The 23033-nt window shown below is 60.9% G+C and carries 19 protein-coding genes; 15 read left to right on the plus strand and 4 right to left on the minus strand.

The window, feature by feature from the left end; genetic code table 11:
• Positions 1 to 342: 342 nt before the first annotated feature.
• On the minus strand, positions 343 to 4254 hold the full coding sequence (hrpA, locus tag J3D60_RS13275) for an ATP-dependent RNA helicase HrpA (protein WP_253491695.1): 3912 nt from the start codon (positions 4252 to 4254) through the stop codon (positions 343 to 345).
• Positions 4255 to 5313: 1059 nt separating this feature from the next.
• Here hrpA and J3D60_RS13280 point away from each other — a divergent pair.
• The gene (locus J3D60_RS13280; RefSeq protein WP_253491697.1) at positions 5314 to 5793 is read left to right on the plus strand and encodes a hypothetical protein; all 480 of its coding nucleotides are present in this window, start codon (positions 5314 to 5316) and stop codon (positions 5791 to 5793) included.
• Between the two features lie 130 nt (positions 5794 to 5923).
• On the opposite strand, the gene aceK is transcribed toward J3D60_RS13280, so the two are convergent.
• Complete coding sequence (gene aceK / locus J3D60_RS13285) at positions 5924 to 7645, minus strand: bifunctional isocitrate dehydrogenase kinase/phosphatase (protein WP_253491699.1); 1722 nt, start codon at positions 7643 to 7645, stop codon at positions 5924 to 5926.
• 390 nt (positions 7646 to 8035) lie between these two features.
• On the opposite strand from aceK, the gene J3D60_RS13290 reads away from it, so the two are divergent.
• Positions 8036 to 9661 (plus strand): methyl-accepting chemotaxis protein, encoded by a 1626-nt coding sequence (locus J3D60_RS13290; protein WP_253491701.1) that lies wholly within the window; start codon positions 8036 to 8038, stop codon positions 9659 to 9661.
• Positions 9662 to 9713: 52 nt separating this feature from the next.
• On the plus strand, positions 9714 to 10598 hold the full coding sequence (locus tag J3D60_RS13295; RefSeq protein WP_253491702.1) for a DMT family transporter: 885 nt from the start codon (positions 9714 to 9716) through the stop codon (positions 10596 to 10598).
• A 30-nt stretch (positions 10599 to 10628) separates the two neighbouring features.
• Here J3D60_RS13295 and J3D60_RS13300 read toward each other — a convergent pair whose 3' ends face one another.
• Positions 10629 to 11489, minus strand: coding sequence for a DMT family transporter (locus J3D60_RS13300; RefSeq protein ID WP_253491703.1), 861 nt, complete (start codon positions 11487 to 11489; stop codon positions 10629 to 10631).
• 425 nt (positions 11490 to 11914) lie between these two features.
• On the opposite strand from J3D60_RS13300, the gene J3D60_RS13305 reads away from it, so the two are divergent.
• Together J3D60_RS13305 and J3D60_RS13310 are read left to right on the plus strand one after the other, a co-directional pair.
• The gene (locus J3D60_RS13305) at positions 11915 to 12706 is read left to right on the plus strand and encodes a CPBP family intramembrane glutamic endopeptidase (protein ID WP_065940641.1); all 792 of its coding nucleotides are present in this window, start codon (positions 11915 to 11917) and stop codon (positions 12704 to 12706) included.
• Positions 12707 to 12810: 104 nt separating this feature from the next.
• Positions 12811 to 14376 carry a PAS domain-containing methyl-accepting chemotaxis protein gene (locus J3D60_RS13310; RefSeq protein WP_065940642.1) on the plus strand — a complete coding sequence of 522 codons (1566 nt, stop codon included), beginning with the start codon at positions 12811 to 12813 and terminating at the stop codon, positions 14374 to 14376.
• A 93-nt stretch (positions 14377 to 14469) separates the two neighbouring features.
• Here the strand turns inward: J3D60_RS13310 and J3D60_RS13315 are convergent, their stop codons facing one another.
• The gene (locus tag J3D60_RS13315; RefSeq protein ID WP_253491704.1) at positions 14470 to 15162 is read right to left on the minus strand and encodes an alpha/beta family hydrolase; all 693 of its coding nucleotides are present in this window, start codon (positions 15160 to 15162) and stop codon (positions 14470 to 14472) included.
• 79 nt (positions 15163 to 15241) lie between these two features.
• Between J3D60_RS13315 and ccoN (J3D60_RS13320) the strand changes: the two genes are divergently transcribed.
• The 10 genes from ccoN (J3D60_RS13320) to J3D60_RS13365 all read left to right on the plus strand — a co-directional run bounded on the left by ccoN (J3D60_RS13320) (position 15242) and on the right by J3D60_RS13365 (position 22840).
• Positions 15242 to 16666: a cytochrome-c oxidase, cbb3-type subunit I gene (ccoN, locus tag J3D60_RS13320; RefSeq protein ID WP_065940644.1), complete on the plus strand. Its 1425-nt coding sequence runs from the start codon at positions 15242 to 15244 to the stop codon at positions 16664 to 16666.
• Positions 16667 to 16676: 10 nt separating this feature from the next.
• Positions 16677 to 17285: a cytochrome-c oxidase, cbb3-type subunit II gene (ccoO, locus tag J3D60_RS13325; protein ID WP_065873836.1), complete on the plus strand. Its 609-nt coding sequence runs from the start codon at positions 16677 to 16679 to the stop codon at positions 17283 to 17285.
• Positions 17286 to 17288: 3 nt separating this feature from the next.
• Entirely contained in the window at positions 17289 to 17489 is a 201-nt protein-coding gene (locus J3D60_RS13330) for a cbb3-type cytochrome c oxidase subunit 3 (RefSeq protein ID WP_027603735.1), read from the plus strand.
• Positions 17486 to 18433, plus strand: coding sequence for a cytochrome-c oxidase, cbb3-type subunit III (ccoP, locus tag J3D60_RS13335; RefSeq protein ID WP_253491705.1), 948 nt, complete (start codon positions 17486 to 17488; stop codon positions 18431 to 18433). Before J3D60_RS13330 ends, ccoP (J3D60_RS13335) begins: the two co-directional genes overlap by 4 nt.
• A 350-nt stretch (positions 18434 to 18783) precedes the next feature.
• Positions 18784 to 20226, plus strand: a complete 1443-nt coding sequence (ccoN, locus tag J3D60_RS13340; RefSeq protein ID WP_027603733.1) for a cytochrome-c oxidase, cbb3-type subunit I — start codon at positions 18784 to 18786, stop codon at positions 20224 to 20226.
• Positions 20226 to 20834: a cytochrome-c oxidase, cbb3-type subunit II gene (gene ccoO, locus J3D60_RS13345; protein WP_003193167.1), complete on the plus strand. Its 609-nt coding sequence runs from the start codon at positions 20226 to 20228 to the stop codon at positions 20832 to 20834. The genes ccoN (J3D60_RS13340) and ccoO (J3D60_RS13345) overlap by 1 nt, the downstream gene beginning before the upstream one ends.
• A 6-nt stretch (positions 20835 to 20840) precedes the next feature.
• Positions 20841 to 21026, plus strand: coding sequence for a CcoQ/FixQ family Cbb3-type cytochrome c oxidase assembly chaperone (locus J3D60_RS13350; protein ID WP_003193169.1), 186 nt, complete (start codon positions 20841 to 20843; stop codon positions 21024 to 21026).
• On the plus strand, positions 21023 to 22000 hold the full coding sequence (gene ccoP, locus J3D60_RS13355; protein ID WP_141155754.1) for a cytochrome-c oxidase, cbb3-type subunit III: 978 nt from the start codon (positions 21023 to 21025) through the stop codon (positions 21998 to 22000). Before J3D60_RS13350 ends, ccoP (J3D60_RS13355) begins: the two co-directional genes overlap by 4 nt.
• Before the next feature lie 175 nt (positions 22001 to 22175).
• On the plus strand, positions 22176 to 22430 hold the full coding sequence (locus J3D60_RS13360) for a type II toxin-antitoxin system Phd/YefM family antitoxin (RefSeq protein WP_027603731.1): 255 nt from the start codon (positions 22176 to 22178) through the stop codon (positions 22428 to 22430).
• The gene (locus J3D60_RS13365; RefSeq protein ID WP_053132925.1) at positions 22430 to 22840 is read left to right on the plus strand and encodes a type II toxin-antitoxin system VapC family toxin; all 411 of its coding nucleotides are present in this window, start codon (positions 22430 to 22432) and stop codon (positions 22838 to 22840) included. Before J3D60_RS13360 ends, J3D60_RS13365 begins: the two co-directional genes overlap by 1 nt.
• The last annotated feature ends 193 nt before the right edge of the window (positions 22841 to 23033 follow it).

Below are 23033 nucleotides of genomic sequence, written 5' to 3' on the forward strand. Positions count from 1 at the left end.
CTCTAAATCTGTCAGGCAGATGATATTGGTACCGACGTACCAAACTTTAAGTAGTTTTATTCCGCCCAGCGGACATCAAACTGGCAACGCTTTATTCCTTCGCGCCGCAGACTTTTGCGACGATCCCGGCATTTATAGCGGCGAAGTTTGCCACAAACCCTGGGGTTTGGCGCCATATGCCGGATAAACACCCCGATCAAAACGCCATCAAGTTTCAATGTGGGAGGGGGCTTGCCCCCGATAGCGGTGTGTCAGACAAAGATTCTGTGACTGATATACCGCTATCGGGGGCAAGCCCCCTCCCACATTTGGACCTGCTCAGTCTTGGAGACAGGGAGAGCTTCAGGGCTCTACTTGGCTCCACTGCTTGCTCAAGCGCTTGTCGGAAATCGGCACCTTGGTCCCCAACTGCTGGGCAAACAACGACACCCGGTATTCCTCCAACCACCAGCGATACAGCTCCAGTTGCGGGTCGCGCTTGCCTTCCTGGGCGTGCTTGTTCAAGCGGTTCTGGTACTGCGCCCACAGGCCGCCCAGTTCGCTGCTCCACACTCGATCCTTTTGCACCTGGCTCGGCAGTTTCTCCAGGCGCAATTCGATGGCCTTGAGAAAACGCGGCAATTCCTTGAACCACTGCGCCGGGGTTTCGCGCACAAAGCCGGGATAGACCAGGTTGCTCAATTGCTGCTTGATGTCGTTCAGGGCCACGGCCTGGGCCAGGTCGATCTTGCCCTTGAAGCGCTTTTGCAGGCCATGCCAGAGCTTCAGCACGTCCAGGGTCAGGCGCGCCAGGCGTTCGGCGTGTTCGGTCCAGCTGCCACGCTTGCGTTCAGCCAGCGCCGCCAAACCGGCACCGTCACGGGGCAGGCTGGCTTCGCCTTCCAGCACGCAGGTGTCGAGGCTGGCCAGCAGGATGTCTTCCACCAGGGCGTCGATACGCCCCAGTTCGCGGTACATCAGGCCTAGTTCAGTGAGGCCGGGCAATTTGCCGCGCAGGAATTTGGCCGGTTCCGCCAATTGCTGCATCAGCAGGCGCTGCAACGCCCGGCGGTGCTGGAACTCAGCCTCGGCGGCGGTGGAGAAACGCCCCTCTTTCACGGTGCCGTTTTCTTCCACCAGCGCCGGGTAGACCGTCATCGACAGCCCGGCGATCTTCTGCTGAGTTTTCTCAGCCACCGCCGCGAACACCTTGGCCTCCACCGCCTGCTGGCTTTTCGCGGTGTGCGGCACAGCCAGCGCGGCCTGGCTGGCTTCGGCAAAGCGTGCAGTCAGTTCGGCCAGGTCGCGGCCTTCGCCAAGGAACCTGCCTTGGCCGTCGACCACTTCCAGGTTCATCTTCAGATGGTTTTCCACCTGCTGCGCCGCTTCGGCCCAGGCCTCATCGCTGACCCGCGCCCCGGTCATGCGCAGCAGCTCGCGCCCCAATGCCTGGGGCAACGAACCCTGGCCAAACTCGATGCGCTGCAGCGCCGCCTTGACGAAATCCGGCACCGGCACGAAGTTCTTGCGCAGGGCCTTGGGCAGGTTGCGCACCAGGGCGATGCACTTGGCTTCGATCAGCCCTGGCACCAGCCATTCCAGGCGCTTCGGCGGCAAGGCTGGCAGCAGCGGTGCCGGTACGCGCAGGGTCACGCCGTCGCGGGGGTGGTTGGGTTCAAAGTGGTAACTCAGGGCCAGTTCCAGGTCGCCCAGGTGCAGGGTGTCCGGGTAATGGGCGGCAGTGACTTCACTGGCCTCGCGGGCCAGCACGTCTTCCTCGCGCATGATCAGCAACTGCGGATCTTTCTGGCTGTTGACCTTATACCAGCTGTCAAAGGTGGCGGTCTGGTGGATCTCCGCCGGCAGCCGTGCGTCATAGAACGCGTACAAGGTCTCTTCGTCGGCCAGGATATCGCGGCGGCGTGCCTTGGCTTCCAGTTCGTCGAGCTGCTCCAGCAGTTGCTGGTTGGCCGTGAGGCACTTGGCGCGGGACTGGATCTCGCCACGCACCAAGCCTTCGCGAATAAACAACTCCCGCGACACCACCGGGTCAATCGGCCCGTAATGCACCGGCCGACGCCCGACCACGATCAGCCCGAACAGGGTGATCTGCTCGAACGCCACCACCTGGCCGCGCTTCTTCTCCCAGTGGGGTTCGAAGTGGTTTTTCTTGATCAAGTGCCCGGCCAGCGGTTCGATCCAGTCGGCATCGATCTTCGCCACCATGCGCGCATACAGCTTGGTGGTTTCCACCAGTTCGGCGGTCATCAGCCATTGCGGGCGTTTCTTGCCGATGCCCGAGGAGGGGTGGATCCAGAAACGTCGCTGACGAGCGCCGAGGTAATCGCCGTCTTCAGTCTTCTGGCCGATCTGGCTGAGCAGGCCGGACAGCACCGCCTTGTGCAGCTTGGGGAAGTCCGCCGGTTCTTTGTTGACGGTCAGCTGCATGTCGCGGCAGATCAGGCTCAACTGGCGATGGGAATCACGCCACTCGCGCAGGCGCAGGTAGTTGAGGAAGTTCTTGCGGCACCAGTTGCGCAGCGGGCTGGCGGTGAGTGCCTGGCGCTGCTCTTCAAAGCCACGCCACAAATTGACCAGCCCGGCGAAGTCCGAGTCCGCATCTTTCCACTGCGCATGGGCCTGGTCGGCGGCCTGCTGGCGCTCCGGTGGGCGCTCGCGCGGGTCCTGGATCGACATGGCGCTGGCCACGATCAACACTTCCTGCAAGCTGCCGAGCTTGGCGGCTTCGAGCAGCATGCGGCCCATGCGCGGGTCTACCGGCAGGCGCGCCAACTGGCGGCCCAATGGCGTGAGCTGGCTGTTGCGGTCGACGGCTGAGAGTTCCTGCAACAGGTTGAAACCGTCGCTGATGGCCTTGCCGTCCGGCGGTTCGATAAACGGGAAATCGGTGATTTCGCCCAGGCGCAGGTGCAGCATCTGCAGGATCACCGCCGCGAGGTTGGTGCGCAGGATTTCCGGGTCGGTAAATTCCGGACGCCCGATAAAATCCTCTTCGCTGTACAAGCGAATACAGATCCCCGGCTCCACCCGGCCGCAACGACCTTTACGCTGGTTGGCACTGGCCTGGGAAATCGCCTCGATCGGCAGGCGTTGCACCTTGGCGCGGTAGCTGTAGCGGCTGATGCGTGCGGTGCCGCTGTCGACCACATAACGAATGCCCGGCACGGTCAGCGAGGTTTCTGCCACGTTGGTCGCCAGTACCACGCGGCGCCCTGGATGGGACTGAAAAATGCGCTGTTGTTCGGCCGGTGACAGGCGCGCGTACAACGGCAGGATCTCGGTGTGCTTGAGCTGGGCCTTGCGCAGCATCTCGGCCGCATCGCGAATCTCGCGCTCACCGGGCAAAAACACCAGCACGTCGCCAGGGCTGCGGCGTTCGCTGCGCTCATAGGCGGCGATTTCATCAAGGGTGGCGAGGATCGCCTGATCGACGGTCAGGTCGTCTTCGACACGGTTGCCCTCCTCGTCCTGTTCCAGGGTCAGCGGGCGGTACCAGGTGTCCACCGGGAAGGTGCGACCCGAGACCTCGACAATCGGTGCGTCGTCGAAGTGCTTGGAAAAACGCTCCAGGTCGATGGTCGCCGACGTGATGATGACTTTCAGGTCCGGACGACGCGGCAGCAGGGTTTTCAGGTAACCCAGCAGGAAGTCGATGTTCAGGCTGCGTTCGTGGGCTTCGTCGACGATGATCGTGTCGTAGCGTTCCAGGTAACGGTCGTTCTGGGTCTCCGCCAGCAGGATACCGTCGGTCATCAGCTTGATCAAGGTGTTGGCGTCGCTCTGGTCTTCGAAGCGCACCTGATAGCCGACCAACGCGCCCAGCGGCGTGGCCAACTCTTCGGCGACGCGGCTGGCGACGCTGCGCGCAGCGATCCGGCGTGGCTGGGTATGGCCGATCAGGCCATATTGGCCGCGGCCGATCTCCAGGCAGATCTTCGGCAACTGGGTGGTCTTGCCCGAGCCGGTCTCGCCGGCAATGATCAGCACCTGATGCTTTTGCAGCGCGTCCTTGATCTCATCGCGCTTGGCGGCGATCGGCAGGCTGTCGTCGTAACGAATCACCGGCAGGCTGGCGCGCCGTGCCGTGACCTGGGCGCAGGACGCCTGCATGCGCACCACCCACTGCGCCAGCTTCTCCTCGTCGGGCTTCTTGCGCAGCTCGAGCAACTGGCGCCGCAAGCGGTGGCGGTCGGCGAGCATGGCGTGGTCGAGGTTTTTCAGCAGTTGGTCGATAGCGGGCGCTTGGTCAGTCATCAGGGCGGCAAGGGTCTTTTGGGTGAGGCAGGTGAGGCCTGCGCAGCGTAAGTCATCAGAGAGGACGGGGATTGTCGCAGATTTCGACCAGTATGGAGACGGTCAGTCAATCAGGACTGCGCTGACTTACCGCCGATGACGATATTTACTACGACACGGAGTGGACCATTCGGTAGTTTCAATAGCAGCAGTCCGATGGGATGGATGGCACGTGAACGGTTCAATGAGACTTCCAGACACCCACCTAACGTGAAACGGAGCTTCCATGGAAATCAGGCCGTCCACTACACCCTCAGACAACCCGCCCTCATACGATGAAGCAATGAGTTCTCGGAACCTGCCGCCCAATGAGCCCCCTCCGAGCTATGCGCAAGCAACAGGTACGCAGCCTTCGACCAGTAATAGCCGTACTCCAGCCGAGCCGGCCACCAACCTGACGGAGAATCGAAGCGCAAACAGCGCTACAAGCAGACTGGCAACGCTCGGGATGTTCATATTGTCCAAAGTTTAAAATGAGGGCTGCCCCCAATAGCGACTTGTACTACAGGGCTTTGGGCGCCCGTCACACTGTTAAAAAGAGAAAGTCCGATTTGATGGGTGAGATACGCAGGCTTCAATGAGTTGCCAGATATCTCAAGCAACTCAAAGTACTCCCCATTGAATACGGAGCTTAATATGCCAATCGATTCCGTAACGCCGCGCCAGCCGCCGAGCTACCAAGAGTCCATGCGGTCCCAACCACGCTCGGCAGATACCCTGCCACCACCGCGCTACGAGTTTGCTCCGGCCTATACCGAAAGGCCGTCGTCAACATCAACCAGCAGCCAAGCTTCATCGGAGCGGCCAACAAGCCTGACGGCGAATAGAATCTCGCAATATCATTCTACAAGCCAGGCCATTCGAGGAATGAACTTCATGAGTAACCTTTAACAAACGAAAGCCAAGAAGACGCGTCTTTTCCATTCAACACTTGAATACCCTATTAAAAACACAGCGATTTATTTCGCGAAAGGAATAAAGAAGCATCCCGCGCTTTTGTGAGAAAACACTGATGCGCTGATGCAATATCGAAATCATATTCGACGCGCTATTTACCAATCATCAACAACAATGCTCATCGGAGTTTTTATGCCTATAGATCGCATGTCTTCCTCTCGTGTCGGAGGCTATGGACATTCATTTTCAGAAAAGCACCAACGCACGCCAGACAGCATGCCACAAGGTGCCTCGGCCTCTTCCTCCAGTTCGTGGAAAACCATTGAAACTTTAAAAAGTCTCCCCAACGAGTTCCCTACCTCCAAATTCGGTCAAAGTCATGTTGACAAGCCTATAGGTTTGCTACAGAGAAAAATTGAATTACAGGACAAAGGGTATTCAACTAATAATATCGATAAAACGTATAAAAAATCGATGAATGACCTCTACCAGGCAACGGCTACAGGCCAGAGTCGTTCGTCCAACGAAGCTGACAGAAATCGTTTGACTAACTGGAGTGACAGGGTACTGGAAACTAACAAAGACATACCATTCCTGAAGTAACCTCAACCGAACCATTAGACATATCGACTTATAACCTATATCACCTTGAACTACTGGCTTTTTATAATTGCCAGTAGTTTTTTTCAGTGGGAACACTCCAGGGTGTGCTAAACCACAGTGACTGAGCAGTTCAAGATATTTCTCCCCACTTGCGTCGATACGGAAACACATCAATCACCTTCCCCGCGCGAATAGCGTCCTGCAAACCTTTCCAGTAATCGGCGTTGTACAACTCGCCGTGCAGCTCATCGAACAACTTGCGCTGGCCGGCATCGGCGAACAGGAACGGCGGGAATTCTTCCGGGAATACATCCAGCGGGCCGATGGAATACCAGGGCTCGGACGCCATTTCGTCCTCGGGCGTACGCGGCGCGGGGATGTGACGAAAGTTGGCCTCGGTGAGAAAGCAGATTTCGTCATAGTCATAAAACACTACGCGCCCGTGACGGGTGACGCCGAAGTTCTTCAGCAGCATGTCGCCGGGGAAGATGTTCGCTGCCGCCAGTTGCTTGATCGCCAGGCCGTAGTCTTCCAGGGCTTCGCGCACCTGGGCGGGGTTGGCGTGTTCCAGGTAGAGGTTGAGCGGGGTCATGCGCCGTTCGGTCCAGCAGTGGCGGATCAGCACGGTGTCGCCTTCCACTTCGACGGTGCCGGCGGCGACGTCCAGCAGTTCCGCCAGGCACTCGGGCTCGAACTTGCCCAGGGGAAAGCGGAAGTCGGCGAACTCCTGGGTATCGGCCATGCGCCCGACGCGGTCGACGCTTTTGACCAGGCGGTACTTCTCGATCACCGTGGCGCGGTTGACGTTTTTCGACGGTGAAAAACGGTCCTTGATGATCTTGAACACGGTGTTGAAGCCCGGCAGGGTGAACACGCTCATGACCATGCCACGCACGCCGGGGGCCATGATGAATCGATCGTCGGTGGTGGCCAGGTGATTGATCAGCGCGCGGTAGAACTCCGACTTGCCGTGTTTATAGAAACCAATCGAGGTGTACAGCTCGGCGATGTGCTTGCCCGGCAGGATGCGTTTGAGAAAGCCGATGAATTCCGCCGGCACCGGCACGTCGACCATGAAGTAGGAACGGGTGAACGAAAAGATGATCGACACCTCGGCCTCGTCGGTGATCAGCGCATCGATCTGGATGCCCTGCCCTTCGCGGTGCAGCAGCGGGATCACCAGGGGCCATTGTTCGTCGCGGGTGTAGATGCGCCCGACGAGGTAGGCACCTTTGTTGCGGTAGAGCACCGAGGAAAACAGCTCGACCTTGAGGTCCGGGTCCTTGCACACCCAGTCCGGCAGGTTTTCCCGCAGTTGGGCTTCGAGGCGATGCAGGTCGGCTGCCAGGTCGGCGTAGGGCTCGCTGAAACGATAGTCGGCAAAAATCTGCGCGAGCATCTCGGGAATCTGGCCGGCGGGCGCGTAGATACGGGTTTGTGCCGCCCGCGCCCGGCGCAGGCTCGGCCGCGTGGTGTGGATGAACATGCAGCCGTCGCTGATCAGGTCATGGCTGAACAGGCCGCAGAAGATCGAGTTGTACCAGGTCTCGGACAGCTCATCGTCAAAGCGCAGGTCGATCAGGCCGATATAGGCGCTTTTCACCAGCGGCCATAGGTCAATGTCGAGCAATGCGCTGCCCTCGAAGTTCGCACGCAGGCGCGCGCTGACTTCACCGACCTTGTCTTCGTACAGGTTGATCCGCGCCGCCGACGCCGCCTGCCCCTGTTGCCACTGGGCCCTTTCGAAACGCTCGCGGGCACCATCGGTGATCTGGCGAAAGTGTTCGCGGTAATCGTCGAAGCCTTCGAGGATGGTGCGGGCGATAGCGAGGGCAGGCGTGGATGGCGACATGCGGGAAACCTCGAGCGGGCATCGGGAAGCCCTGAGCTTAGCCAGTGTACGCAGGCAGGAGAAGGGTCATTTTTTGCACTGACTTATACAAGTCCGTTCATTTCGTACATTTATTTTCAATTTTTTTAATTCGACCATCCGGTCAATAAACGCACCTCATAGTCGATCCGCGTTTGATCCACACGCCTTGAGCGCCGTGGCCTGGCAGGTAGAAGCCGGAAAACCGCCAACCAGAACGGCCGCGGGTCCTCCATAGGGCTTTGGATCCAACTAAGGGAAACCCCGATTACTACCTTGATGGCACTTTGATATATAGCGCGCCCTCTCCCACCCTAACAAGGTCCGAAGACCGATCCGGGAGCAGGTTCTAATCGCCCAAGGAGCATTGAGATGTCATTGAGGAACATGAGGATCGGTCTGCGTGCCAGTCTGAGTTTTGGGGTTTTGGCCAGCTTGCTGGTGATTGTGGGAATGTTTGGCCTGGGCCAGATGGCCAAGCTGCGGGAAAGCGCGCTGGTCATTGAACAAACCTGGATGCCGAGCATCGAGAATATCCATGACAGCGCAGCCCTGGTGGCCACTGTCCGCCTGGAGTCCCTGCGCCTGGTGAGCACCGACGAATCTCGCGTGCGTGACACCAGCAGAGGCCTGATCAGCCGCACCAGCAGCGAACTGCAAGCCCTACTCGAACGTCATGAAACCTTGCTGAGCAATGACGAAGAGCGCGAACTGCTGAAAACCCTCAAGGGCAATGTCGCGACGTACCTGGCCATCGTCGGGCAGATGGTCGCGCTGGTGGACAAGGATCAACAGCAAGACGCCCTCGACCTGCTCGTCAGCCGTCTCGCCCCCCAGGGCACGCTCCTGAGCCAGAGCCTGGAAAACCTGATCGTCTTTAACCAGAACGGCGTCGAAGCGGCGGCTGATTCGGCCGCACAGATGTATTCGAGCGCACAGTGGATTGTCGGCCTGATTATCGCAGTCGCATTGATCGCCACCTTGCTGCTGGCCTGGCTGCTGACCCGCAGCATCACCGCGCCGATCGGCCAGGCCCTGAACGTGGCGCGCACCATCGCCGCCGGCGACTTGAGCCAGCCGATCGTGGTGCGCGGCCATGACGAACCCGCGCAATTGCTGAGCGCCCTGGCGACCATGCAAGCGCAGCTGCAGACCACCATCCGAGGCATCAGCGAATCGGCGCAGCAACTGGCTTCCGCCGCGGAAGAAATGAGCGCGGTGATGGAACAAAGCACCCGCGGCCTGCAGGCGCAGAACGATGAAATCGAGCAGGCTGCCACCGCCGTGACCGAGATGAGCACGGCAGTGGACGAGGTCGCCGGCAATGCGGTGTCCAGCGCCGAGGCGTCCCAGGCTTCCGATGAAGACAGTAAGCACGGCCACTACCAGATCAGCGAAACCATCAGTTCGATCCAGAACCTGGTGGACGAAGTGCTCGGCGCCTCGAACAAGGCCGAAGGCCTGGCGCTGCAAGCCCAGGACATCAGCAAGGTGCTGGAAGTGATCCGTGGCATCGCCGGGCAAACCAACCTGCTGGCGCTCAACGCCGCGATTGAAGCGGCGCGTGCCGGTGAAGCCGGGCGTGGGTTTGCGGTCGTCGCCGACGAGGTGCGTTCGCTGGCACAGCGCACCCAGGACTCCACCGAAGAAATCGAACAGATGATCACCGGTATCCAGCAAGGCACCCAGGCCACCGTCGAGGCGTTGACCAGCAGCGCCGAGCACGCCGGCCAGACCTTGCAACGGGCCAACAGCGCCGGCAGTGCCCTGGAAAAAATCACCGCCGCCATCTCGCAGATCAGCCAGCGCAACCTGGTGATCGCCAGCGCCGCCGAGCAACAGGCGCTGGTAGCGCGCGATGTGGACCGCAGCCTGGTGAACATCCGCGACCTGTCCACCCAGACCGCCGCCGGCGCCACCCAGACCTCGGCCGCCAGCCAGGAACTGTCGCGCCTGGCGGTGGACCTGAATGGGCTGGTGACGCGGTTTGTCCTGTAATCAGTGAAGGCGGCGTGCAACACTCGCCGCCTTATTGATGTAGGAGTGTTCCGTGAGGCCTGTTGACACCCTTTACCTGCTGGGACTCGCCGCCATCTGGGGCGCGAGCTTTCTGTTCATGCGCATCATCGCGCCGGAAATCGGCACGGTGCCGACCGCATTTTTCCGCGTATCGATTGCCGCCGCCGGGCTATTGGTGATCCTGGCGATGGCGCGGGTGGACTGGGATTTCCAGGGCAAGTTCAAGACGGTCCTGTTGCTGGGGGTGATCAACTCGGGGATCCCGGCGACCATGTATTCGGTGGCCGCCCAGGTACTGCCGGCGGGTTACTCGGCGATCTTCAATGCCACCACGCCGTTGATGGGGGTGTTGATTGGCGGGCTGTTTTTCAGCGAACGCCTCACCCCGTCGAAAATCGCCGGGGTGTGCCTGGGTCTGTTCGGTGTAGGCGTGCTGACACGTGCGGGACCGGTGGCGTTTGACCTGGAATTATTGATGGGCGCACTGGCTTGCCTGTTGGCCACCACCTGTTATGGCTTTGCCGGGTTCCTCGCCAGGCGCTGGCTGGACCAGCGCGGCGGGCTGGACAGTCGTCTCGCGGCCCTGGGCAGCATGCTGGGCGCGACCCTGTTTCTGCTGCCGTTGTTTGCCTACAGCGCGATCAGCCATCCGCCGGCGAGTTGGGGTGGCTGGCAGGTCTGGTCGTCGCTGCTGGGGTTGGGGCTGGTGTGTACGGCGTTTGCGTACGTGTTGTACTTTCGGCTGCTCACCGCGATTGGGCCGGTGAGGTCGATGACCACCACCTTCCTGATCCCGCCGTTCGGCGTGTTGTGGGGGGCGTTGTTGCTCGACGAGCCGTTATCGATGGCGCATTTATATGGCGGCGTGTTGATTGCCGGGGCGTTGTGGCTGGTATTGCGGCCTCGAAAACCGTAGGCGCCGGCTGGCCGGCACCTACGGGGGGCATCAGTTTTTGCGGAACACGAAGACCAGCCCAATGATGATCAAGCCCATCCCCAACAGGCTCAGCATCGCGAGCCGATTGCCGAAGATCAGGTAATCCATCACCGCCGTCACTGCCGGCACCAGGTAGAACAGGCTGGTGACATTCACCAGGTTGCCCCGGGCGATCAGGCGGTACAGCAACAGCGTTGCCAGCAACGACACCACCAGGCCCATCCACAGCACCGGGAGGTAAAAGCCGGCGTTGTGTTCAACGTGGAACGGCTGGAACGGCACGAACACCGAACACAACAGCAGCCCCGCCAGGTACTGCACCGGCAGGGTGCCGAGGGGGTTGTCGGTGATGCGCTTTTGCATGATCGAGCCGAAGGTCATGCTTGCCAGGGCCAGCAGCCCGAACAGCATCCCGGCCAGGGACATGCCCGCCAGCCCGATGCCTTGGTAGACCACCATGATCAGCCCGGCCAAGCCCAGACTCAGGCCGAACATCCGGCGCCAGGATCGCTGGCGCTCCATCAGCACCACGGTGAGGATCGGCTGCACCCCCATGATGGTCGCCATGACGCCGGGGGTGACGCTGAGGTCCAGGGCCAGCAGATAGAAAATCTGATAGGCCCCCAGCAATACCAACCCGGTCGCCGCCGCGTACAACACGGGCTTGCCGCGACGCGGCAGTTTCAACCGCAGGACCGGCACCAGGATCACCAGCCCCGCCAGGGCGATGGCAAAACGGATCAGCAGGAAGGCGAAGGGCGAAGCATGGGCCAGGCCCAGTTTGGAGAAGATCGCCCCGCTGCTCCACAGCAGGACAAACAGGCTCGTCGAGGCCGCCGCGGCCACGGAGTGTTTCGAAAGAACGGACATGGTTACCACCTGTAATCAGGCAAAAAAAGCCGATTCAGCCGCAGAGGCTGAAATTCAGTAGTTTTTTTCAGGCAGGCAGAGCGGGCACAACAACGTGCCGATCAGCCCGAAATGCCAACACCCGGCGGTGATACGACTGCGTACACCGGCGTGCTACTGACAGGTGGGGGGTAGTGACTGATCTGCGCAGGCTGCTTGTTCGCGCACGGCACGCGCACAGCGTTGACCGCTGAATCGACTACCGCTATGCGCAGGGAAGCTGGCATGTGCTGATCTTTTTGAAGGAATAAGGACGCAAGGACTATAACCAGCCGATGACATGTTTTGCAATCACTTGCCCAAGCCCTTTTGCGGGGAGGCGTTTTCACGTTTCGGCGCGCAGGTCATCGCTATAATGCCGACCGGTTTTTTCCAAGGATTCCTCCATGCTCCCACTGCCCTGGCTGTACCTGGCGCTTCTTTCCATCGGCTATGTGCTGGCCTTGGCCTACGGGCAACTGGGCGTACTGGCGCTGGTGTCCGTCGCCCTGCTGTTGATCGCCGGCTATGCCGTACGCCAGCAGCGCACGCCGTGGGCGCGTTACCTGGGTCACGGGCTGTTTATCGTGTTGGCGCTAGGCCTGGCGATGCACTGGCTGCCGGGGTTCCATAACGGTCGCGGCATTGCCCCGCAGCGCTTCACCCCCGATGCCGTGCCGTTCTCGATGTACCTGAACCTGGACAAGCCGTTGATTGGTTTCTGGTTGCTGCTGGCCTGCCCGTGGATTGTGGCGCGGCGTTCGTTGCGCCTGTGGATCTGCGTCACCGCGTTGGTACTGACCCTTACCGCCATTGTCGCGCTGGGTGGCGCAGCCTTGCTGGGCGTGATCAGTTGGGCGCCGAAATGGCCGGACCAGGCCTGGCTGTGGATGCTCAATAACCTGTTGCTGGTGACCCTGGTGGAAGAAGCCCTGTTCCGTGGCTACATTCAAGGCGGCTTGAGCCGACGCTTCAAACAGCTGCCCTACGGGGAAAACCTCGCGCTGCTGCTGGCATCGCTGCTGTTCGGCCTGGTGCACGTGGGTGCGGGGTGGCAATGGGTGCTGCTGGCGGGCATCGCCGGGGTCGGTTACGGCCTGGCGTATCGGTTTGGCGGGCTGGGTGCGGCGATTGCCACGCACTTTGGCTTGAATCTGCTTCACTTCGGGTTGTTTACCTATCCGATGCTGGCGGGTTGATATCCCCTCGAGGAATGACCAACCTGCCGGATTGTTGCAAAAATAAGTTAAATAAACCCCCGTTACCGCCGATACCCAATGAAAGCCTTGCGGATTGAACAATCATGCGTAATAACCAGCCCGTTACCCAGCGCGAACGTACCTTCCCCGCTCAGCAACGGTTGATCTCCACCACAGATGCCAAAGGCGTGATTACCTACTGCAACGACGCGTTCGTCGAAATCAGTGGGTTCTCTCGCGACGAACTGGTGCGTGCCCCGCACAACCTGGTGCGTCACCCGGACGTGCCAGCGGCCGTGTTCGGGCATATGTGGACCACGCTCAAACAAGGCTTGCCATGGATGGGCATCGTTAAGAACCGCTGCAAGACGGGCGATCACTACTGGGTTAACGCCTATGTGACGCCGGTCTTCGAAGGCAACCAGGTGGTCGGCTACGAATCGGTGCGCATCAAGCCCACCGCCGAGCAGATCCGCCGTGCCGAGGCGCTCTACCAACGCATCAACCAGGGCAAGTCGGCCGTTCCCCAGCGGGACAAGTGGCTGCCGGTGTTGCAGGACTGGCTGCCGTTTATCCTGATCAGCCAGTTGAGCTTCATGATCGGTGCGTCGCTCAACTCCCACTGGGGCTTTGCCCTGGCGGCGGGTTTGTCGGTGCCATTGGGCCTGCTGGGCCTGAGCTGGCAACAGCGCGGCCTCAAGCGCCTGCTGCGCCTGGCCGAACAGACCACCTCCGACCCGTTGATCGCGCAGATGTACACCGACAGCCGTGGTGCCCAGGCGCGCCTGGAGATGTCGATCCTCAGCCAGGAGGCGCGTCTGAAGACCTGCCTGACGCGCCTGCAGGACACCGCCGAGCACCTCAACGACCAGGCGGCGCAGTCCAATACCCTGGCGCATAACAGCTCCAGCGGCCTGGAACGCCAGCGCGTGGAAACCGAGCAGGTGGCCACGGCGGTCAACCAGATGGCGGCGACCACCCAGGAAGTGGCCAGTCACGTGCAGCGCACGGCCGATGCGACCCAGGAAGCCAATCGCCTGACCGGTCGCGGTCGCGATATTGCCGGGGAAACCCGCGAGGCGATTCAACGTCTGTCGGTGGCCGTGGGGGAAACGGGCGTGACCGTCACCCAACTGGCCAAGGACAGCGACGAGATCGGCGGCGTAGTCGACGTGATCAAAGGTATTGCCGACCAGACCAACCTGCTGGCGCTCAACGCCGCCATTGAAGCGGCGCGAGCCGGTGAGATGGGCCGCGGGTTTGCGGTGGTCGCCGATGAAGTGCGCCAACTGGCGCAGCGCACGGCTGAGTCGACCGGGCAGATCCATGCCCTGATCGCCAAGCTGCAGCAAACCGCTGCCGCCGCCGTGCAAACCATGGATGCCGGGCATCGCCAGGCCGAAGAGGGTGTGGCGCGGGTGATGGAGGCGGACCAGGCGTTGGTGGGCATCAGTGAAGCGGTGGCGCATATCACCGACATGACCACCCAGATCGCGGCCGCCACCGAAGAGCAAAGCTCGGTGGCCGAAGAGATCAGCCGCAATATCAGCACCATTGCGCTGTTGGCGGACCAGACCTCGGAACAGGCGTTGAACTCGGCGCAGTTGAGTGAAGAGCTGACGCATACGGCGAATACCCAGTATTCGTTGGTCGAGCGTTTCAACCGGTAGACCGATATCGGGAGCAAGCCCCCTCCCACAGTTAACCGCGTACATCCCTTGAAATGCGGTCGAATGTGGGAGGGGGCTTGCTCCCGATTGGCCCTAACAGGCGCTGAGAAACTCAGCCACCTGCACGGCCGCAGCCTCCAAATGCTGCTCATGCGTAAACCCCGAAGCCTTCAACGGCTTCAAGTCGTGATCCCCCGCCACCAGCCACATCACCTCGATGCTCGGCGACAAATCATAGCCCTCCACCGCCCCCCGATTGCCGAGGGCATCCCGTTCGCCCTGCACGATCAGCGTCGGCGTGCTCAGCCCGGCCAAATGCTCGACCCGTGGTTTCTCCGGTTTGCCCACCGCATAGAACGGATACCCCAGGCACACCAGCCCGTCGGCGGCCATTTCATCCGCCAACAGACTCGCCATGCGCCCGCCCATGGACTTGCCGCCAATGGCCAGTTTCCCAGCGACATGACGTCGCACCTCGGCATACACCCCGCGCCAGGCTTCCAGCAGTCTTGGCGCCGGGTTGGGTGGGCGTTTGCCGCCGTCCACCCGGCGCTGGGCCATGTAGGGAAACTCGAAGCGCAACACGTTGACGCCATGCCCGGCAAGGCGTGCAGCCACGTCGTTCATAAAGGATGAGTCCATCGGTGCGCCGGCGCCATGGGCCAGGATCAACGTCACGCAATCACCCGAAGCACGGCCCGACGCGACATCCCAAAGCCACCCGTGTTCCCGCACACACTGCGCCCATTGATCCCCGTCAATACTGGCCTTGTGCTCTTTGCCCATGCTTGCCTCGCTATTCAGTCTGCCTATAACTCCAGCCCAAGTGCCGCATTTGCTTGGGTTGAACCGTGGATGGGGAACCATGAACACTACTTTAAGTACCGCCTATAACTACAAGGTGGTCCGCCAATTCGCCATTATGACGGTGGTGTGGGGCATCGTCGGCATGGGGCTCGGGGTTTTTCTCGCCGCCCAATTGGTTTGGCCCGCGCTCAACTTCGACTTGCCCTGGACCAGCTTCGGCCGCCTGCGCCCATTGCACACCAACGCGGTGATCTTCGCGTTCGGTGGCTGTGCGCTGTTCGCCAGCTCCTTCTACTCGGTGCAGCGTACCTGTCAAACCCAGCTGTTCGCGCCGAAAATCGCCGCGTTCTGCTTCTGGGGCTGGCAACTTGTCATCCTCCTGGCCGCGATCAGCTTGCCCCTGGGCTACACCAGCTCCAAGGAATACGCCGAGCTGGAATGGCCGATCGACATCCTGATCACCATCGTCTGGGTGGCCTACGCCATCGTGTTCTTCGGCACGGTGATGAAGCGCAACACCAAGCATATCTACGTCGGTAACTGGTTCTTCGGCGCGTTCATCATCACCGTGGCGATCCTGCACATCGTCAACAACCTGGAAATCCCGGTCAGCCTGACCAAGTCCTACTCGCTGTATGGCGGTGCGACGGATGCCATGGTGCAGTGGTGGTACGGGCATAACGCGGTAGGCTTTTTCCTCACCGCCGGCTTCCTCGGGATGATGTACTACTTCGTGCCGAAACAGGCCGAGCGCCCGGTGTACTCCTATCGCCTGTCCATCGTGCACTTCTGGGCGCTGATCACCCTGTACATCTGGGCCGGCCCGCACCACCTGCACTACACCGCGCTGCCGGACTGGGCACAGTCCCTGGGCATGGTGATGTCGCTGGTACTGCTGGCGCCGAGCTGGGGCGGCATGATCAACGGCATGATGACCCTGTCGGGCGCCTGGCATAAGTTGCGCAGCGACCCGATCCTGCGTTTCCTGGTGGTGTCCCTGGCGTTCTACGGCATGTCGACCTTCGAAGGTCCGATGATGGCGATCAAGACCGTCAACGCCCTCTCCCACTACACCGACTGGACCATCGGCCACGTACACGCCGGCGCCCTCGGCTGGGTAGCGATGATCTCCATCGGCGCGCTGTACCACATGATCCCGAAAGTCTTCGGTCGCGAGCAGATGTACAGCCTCGGCCTGATCAACGCGCACTTCTGGCTGGCCACCATCGGCACCGTGCTCTACATCGCCTCGATGTGGGTCAACGGCATCGCCCAGGGCCTGATGTGGCGTGCGATCAACGAAGACGGCACCTTGACCTACTCCTTCGTCGAAACCCTGGTGGCCAGCCACCCAGGCTTCATCGTGCGGCTGGTGGGCGGTGCGGTGTTCCTCAGCGGCATGTTCCTGATGGCTTACAACACATGGCGCACCGTGCGCTCGGCACAACCTGTCGAAGCCGCCCCTGCCGCGCAGATGGCCTGAGGAGTCAGTGATGAAACACGAAACGATTGAAAAGAACGTCGGCCTGCTGATGCTGCTCATGGTGCTCGCCGTGAGCATCGGCGGCCTGACCCAGATCGTCCCGCTGTTCTTCCAGGACGTGACCAACAAGCCGGTGGAAGGCATGAAGCCCTACACCGCGCTGCAACTGGAAGGCCGCGACATCTACATCCGCGAAGGCTGCGTACAGTGCCACTCGCAGATGATCCGCCCGTTCCGCGCCGAGACCGAGCGCTACGGCCACTACTCGGTGGCCGGTGAAAGCGTGTGGGACCACCCGTTCCTGTGGGGCTCCAAGCGCACCGGGCCTGACCTGGCACGCGTTGGCGCACGCTACTCGGACGACTGGCACCGCGCGCACTTGTACAACCCGCGCAACGTCGTGCCTGAGTCGAAAATGCCGGCCTACCCGTGGTTGGTCACGGCTGCGGTCGACAGCAGCCACACCGAGACCAAGTTGAACGTGATGCGCACCCTCGGCGTGCCGTACACCGACGACGACATCAGTGGCGCCGTGGCCAGCCTCAAGGGCAAGACCGAAATGGACGCGCTGGTTTCGTACCTGCAAGTACTCGGCACTGCCATCAAGAGCAAGAGGTGAGCCATGGGATTTGAATTCGATGCGGGCACCATCCGCGGCCTTGGCACGCTGGTGGTCGCCATCGCCTTTATCGGCCTGTCGCTGTGGGTGTTCAACAACCGGCGCAATGCGGAATTCGAGCAGGCGCGCCTGCTGCCCTTCGCCGATGAACCCTCTCCAACCGACGCTCAAGAAGAGCCTGTAACAAGGAGCAACCGGCCATGACTACCTTTTGGAGTACATGGATCTGCGTACTGACCCTCGGCAGCCTGATCGGCCTGACCTGGCTGTTGATCGGTACCCGCAAGGGCGAGACCAAGGGCAGTGTCGACCAGACCATGGGCCACGCCTTCGACGGTATCGAGGAATACGACAACCCCCTGCCCCAGTGGTGGTTCATGTTGTTCGCCGGCACCCTGGTGTTTGCGGTCGGCTACCTGGTCCTCTATCCGGGCCTGGGCAACTGGAAAGGCGTGTTGCCGGGCTATGAAGGCGGCTGGACCTCGGCCAAGGAGTGGGACAAGGAGATGGCCAAGGCCGACACCAAGTTCGGACCGATCTTCGCCAAATTCTCGGCCATGCCCGTGGAACAAGTCGCCAAAGACCCGCAGGCACTGAAAATGGGCGGCCGTCTGTTCGCCTCCAACTGCGCGGTGTGCCACGGCTCGGATGCCAAGGGCGCATTCGGCTTTCCAAACCTGGCTGACAACATCTGGCGTTGGGGTGGTTCGGCCGAAGCGATCAAGACCACCATCATGAACGGTCGCCACGCGGCGATGCCGGCCTGGGGCGACATGCTCGGCGACGACGGCGTGAAAAACGTCGCCGCCTATGTGCGCCACGACCTGGCCAAGTTGCCATTGCCGGCCGACAGCACCGCCGACCTGGCCGCAGGGCAAGCCGCATTCAACACCACCTGCGTGGCCTGCCATGGTCCGCAGGGCCACGGCATGGAAGCCATGGGCGCGCCGAACCTGACCCTGCCCGCCGGCTACATCTACGGCACCAGCCTCGCGCAGTTGCAGCAGACCATTCGCCACGGCCGCCAAGGCCAGATGCCTGCCCAGGAAGTGCTGCAGGGCAACGACAAAGTGCACCTGCTCGCCGCCTACGTTTACAGCCTGTCCCATAACGCTGATGGCGCAACGCCAGAAAGCCCAGCCCAGTAACACCTGACTGCCGCCCCAATCTGGGGCGGCAGCTCTACCGCGCTACGCGACCAAGTGTCGCACCCTTCCAAAGCACACCTTTCCCCTCCTGCCATTCGGGTCTACGCTTGCTTGCACAGCGGACCGATCCTGGCGTACGCGACGACAGTCGTTGCGACCCCCGAAATTTCCTGTCCACTCGATCAGCTTTCGATTTGGGATTTTATCCTTACGCCAAACATGGAAAGGGCGCAGAATCTGGCGTGGAACGCATTGACACAGGTCAGCCTTGCGTTGCAATGGCCCCTTGCTTTCTACATACTTGCGGCCGAATTTTACCTATAAAAAAACCTAAACCGTGGAACCTTAGAATGAGCACAGCAATCAGTCCGACTGCTTATAACTATAAGGTAGTCCGCCAGTTCGCCATCATGACGGTGGTCTGGGGGATCCTTGGCATGGGGCTCGGGGTGTTCATCGCCTCGCAACTGGTTTGGCCGGAATTGAATTTCGGTCTGCCATGGACAACCTTCGGCCGCCTGCGCCCGCTGCACACCAACCTGGTGATCTTCGCCTTCGGCGGATGTGCATTGTTTGCCACCTCTTACTATGTCGTGCAGCGAACCTGCCAGACGCGACTGATCTCCGACAGCCTCGCGGCCTTCACCTTCTGGGGTTGGCAAGCGGTCATCGTCGGCGCCATCGTCACCTTGCCGCTGGGCTACACCACCACCAAGGAATACGCCGAGCTGGAATGGCCGATCGCGATTCTGCTGGCCATCGTCTGGGTGACCTACGCAGTGGTGTTCTTCGGCACCATCGTCAAGCGCAAGACCAAGCACATCTATGTGGGCAACTGGTTCTACGGGGCCTTCATCCTGGTGACGGCGATGCTGCATATCGTCAACCACGCCTCGTTGCCGGTCAGCCTGTTCAAGTCCTACTCGGCCTACGCCGGGGCGACGGATGCGATGATCCAGTGGTGGTACGGCCACAACGCCGTAGGTTTCTTCCTCACCACCGGTTTCCTGGGGATGATGTACTACTTCGTGCCCAAACAGGCCGAACGGCCTATTTACTCGTATCGCCTGTCCATCGTGCACTTCTGGGCACTGATCACCCTGTACATCTGGGCCGGCCCGCACCACCTGCACTACACCGCGTTGCCGGACTGGGCCCAGTCCCTCGGCATGGCGATGTCGATCATCCTGCTGGCCCCGAGCTGGGGCGGCATGATCAACGGCATGATGACCCTGTCGGGCGCCTGGCATAAGCTGCGCACCGACCCGATCCTGCGCTTTTTGGTGGTGTCCCTGGCGTTCTACGGCATGTCGACCTTCGAAGGGCCGATGATGGCGATCAAGACCGTCAACTCGCTGTCCCACTACACCGACTGGACCATCGGCCACGTACACGCCGGCGCCCTCGGCTGGGTAGCGATGATCTCCATCGGCGCGCTGTACCACATGATCCCCAAACTGTTCGGCCGTGTGCAGATGCACAGTGTCGGGCTGATCAACGCGCACTTCTGGCTGGCCACCATCGGCACCGTGCTCTACATCGCCTCGATGTGGGTCAACGGCATCACCCAGGGCCTGATGTGGCGTGCGATCAACGATGACGGCACCCTCACCTACTCCTTCGTCGAAGCGCTGCAAGCCAGCCACCCTGGTTTCATCGTCCGCGCCCTGGGGGGTGCGTTCTTCGCCAGCGGCATGCTGTTAATGGCCTACAACGTCTGGCGCACCGTGCGTGCCTCGGACCCGGCAGAAGCCGAAGCCGCCGCCAAGATCGCCGTTGTGGGAGCCCACTGATGAAGCATGAAGTAGTCGAGAAGAATATCGGCCTGCTGGCCTTCTTCATGGTCATCGCCGTGAGTATCGGCGGCCTGACCCAGATCGTTCCGCTGTTCTTCCAGGACGTGACCAACAAGCCGGTGGAAGGCATGAAGCCACGCACCGCCCTTGAGCTGGAAGGCCGCGACGTCTACATCGCCAACGGCTGTGTCGGCTGCCACTCGCAGATGATCCGCCCGTTCCGTGCCGAAACCGAACGCTACGGCCACTACTCGGTCGCCGGTGAAAGCGTGTGGGACCACCCGTTCCTGTGGGGGTCCAAGCGCACCGGCCCGGACCTGGCCCGTGTCGGCGGGCGTTACTCCGATGACTGGCAACGTGCGCACTTGTACAACCCGCGCAACGTGGTGCCTGAGTCGAAAATGCCGGCGTATCCGTTCCTCGTGGAAAACAAGCTCGACGGCAAGGACACCGCGAAGAAGATGGAAGTCCTGCGCACCCTGGGCGTGCCCTACACCGACGAAGACATCGCCGGTGCAGCCGCAGCCGTGAAGGGCAAGACCGAAATGGACGCATTGGTGGCCTACCTGCAAGGCCTGGGCACCATCATCAAAAGCAAACGGTGATTCTTCATGGATATCGGGATGATTCGAGGCCTGGGCACCGTCGTGGTGATGGTGGCCTTTATCGGCCTGGCGCTGTGGGTGTTCAGTCCCCGGCGCAAGTCGGAGTTTGACGACGCGACCATGTTGCCCTTTGCGGATGATCCCGAAGCCATCAAGCACGTCGAGCAAGCTTCTAGGAGTAACAAAGAATGACTACGTTCTGGAGTCTGTACGTCACAGTCCTCAGCCTGGGTACCATCTTCGCCTTGACCTGGCTGCTGCTGTCGACCCGCAAGGGCCAGCGCGCCGAGCAGACCGACGAGACCGTCGGCCACTCGTTCGACGGCATCGAGGAGTACGACAACCCGCTGCCCAAGTGGTGGTTCATGCTGTTCGTCGGCACCATCGTCTTCGCCCTTGGCTACCTGGCGCTCTACCCCGGCCTGGGCAATTGGAAAGGCCTGCTGCCAGGCTACAACTACCTCGACAACGACAAGCAAACCCCGTTCGCCAACGGCCAGACCGGCTGGACCGGCGTGCACGAATGGGAAAAGGAAATGGCCAGGTCGGACGCCAAGTTCGGGCCGATCTTCGCCAAATTCGCGTCGATGCCGATTGAAGATGTCGCCAAGGACCCGCAGGCCCTGAAGATGGGCGGGCGCCTGTTCGCCTCCAACTGTTCGGTGTGCCACGGCTCCGACGCCAAGGGCGCCTACGGTTTCCCCAACCTGACCGACGCCGATTGGCGCTGGGGGGGCGAACCGGCCACCATCAAGGAAACCATCATGAAGGGCCGCCATGCCGTCATGCCGGCCTGGCTGGACATCCTCAAGGAGCAAGGCGTCAGCGACGTCGCCGCGTTCGTCGTCACCAACCTCGACGGCCGCAAGCTGCCGGAAGGCGTGAAAGCCGATGTGGCCAACGGTGAGAAACTCTTCGCCGCCAACTGCGTGGCCTGCCACGGCCCGGCCGGCAAGGGCACTCCCGCCATGGGCGCGCCGGACCTGACCCACCCGGGTGCGTTCATCTACGGTTCGAGCTTCGCCCAACTGCAGCAGACCATCCGCTGGGGCCGCCAGGGCCAGATGCCTGCGCAGGAGCAACTGCAAGGCAACGACAAGGTGCACTTGCTCGCGGCGTATGTTTACAGCTTGTCCCATGGGGATAAGAAGGCCGAAGAGCAGTAAGGCTCTCGGAAACAAAAGAGCCCCGCCCAGCGAAAGCTGGCGGGGCTTTTTCATTTCCAAGGCCGTGACAACCCCATGGGAAAAGCACGTTGACCGCTTGTAGTTTTAAGCTTGTGGCTGGCAAAGGTGAAGTAGTAACGTAACTACATTCAACCCGCTCCAGGGGAGGCGCACCATGACTTTCACCACCATTTCCAGTCGCGAATTCAATCAAGACACAAGCGGTGCCAAAAAAGCCGCTCGCCAAGGCCCGGTTTTTATCACCGATCGCGGCAAGCCTGCCCATGTACTGCTAAGCATTGAGGACTACCAAAAGCTGACAGGTCTCAATGCCAACATCGTTGACCTGCTGGTGATGCCGGAAGCGGCCGATATCGACTTTGAAACCGAACGTGCCGTGATCACTCATCGACCCGTGGACCTCTCTTGATGTATCTACTCGACACCAACGTGATCTCTGAACTGCGTAAACCCCAGGCTGATGCAAACGTGGTCGCCTGGGCCAAAAGTGTCATCGCACCGCGTATGTTTATTTCGGCAATCACCCTGAAAGAATTGGAAACCGGGGTCTTGCGCATTGAGCGGCGCGACCCGGCTCAGGGGAAGGTGTTGCGAACCTGGCTCAAGCGTCATGTGATGCCGGCCTTTGATGCCAGAATCCTGCCCGTCGATGCTGCAGTCGCGTTGCGTTGCGCACACTTGCATGTGCCGGACCGCGCCAATGAAAGTGACGCATTAATTGCCGCGACCGCGCTGGTGCATGGGCTCACGGTTGTCACGCGCAACGTCAGCGACTTCAAATCCAGCGGCGTTCCACTGATCAATCCTTGGGACGAATGACCGCCTCCCCCACGAAAACCGTCCATACTTCCCAAGTCAATTGATCCAGATCACGTACACCATCAATTGATTTCCCCCAACGCGACCAAAGGTCGCACCCCTTGAGCACCATCGGGGGCGTATCATTACGCCACTGCAAGACCCTTAATTTGACCCCGGTTGGCACGTACTGGCCGAGGCAAATCTCCACCGC

Source organism: Pseudomonas sp. S3E17 (assembly GCF_024168685.1).
Classification (GTDB): domain Bacteria; phylum Pseudomonadota; class Gammaproteobacteria; order Pseudomonadales; family Pseudomonadaceae; genus Aquipseudomonas; species Aquipseudomonas marginalis.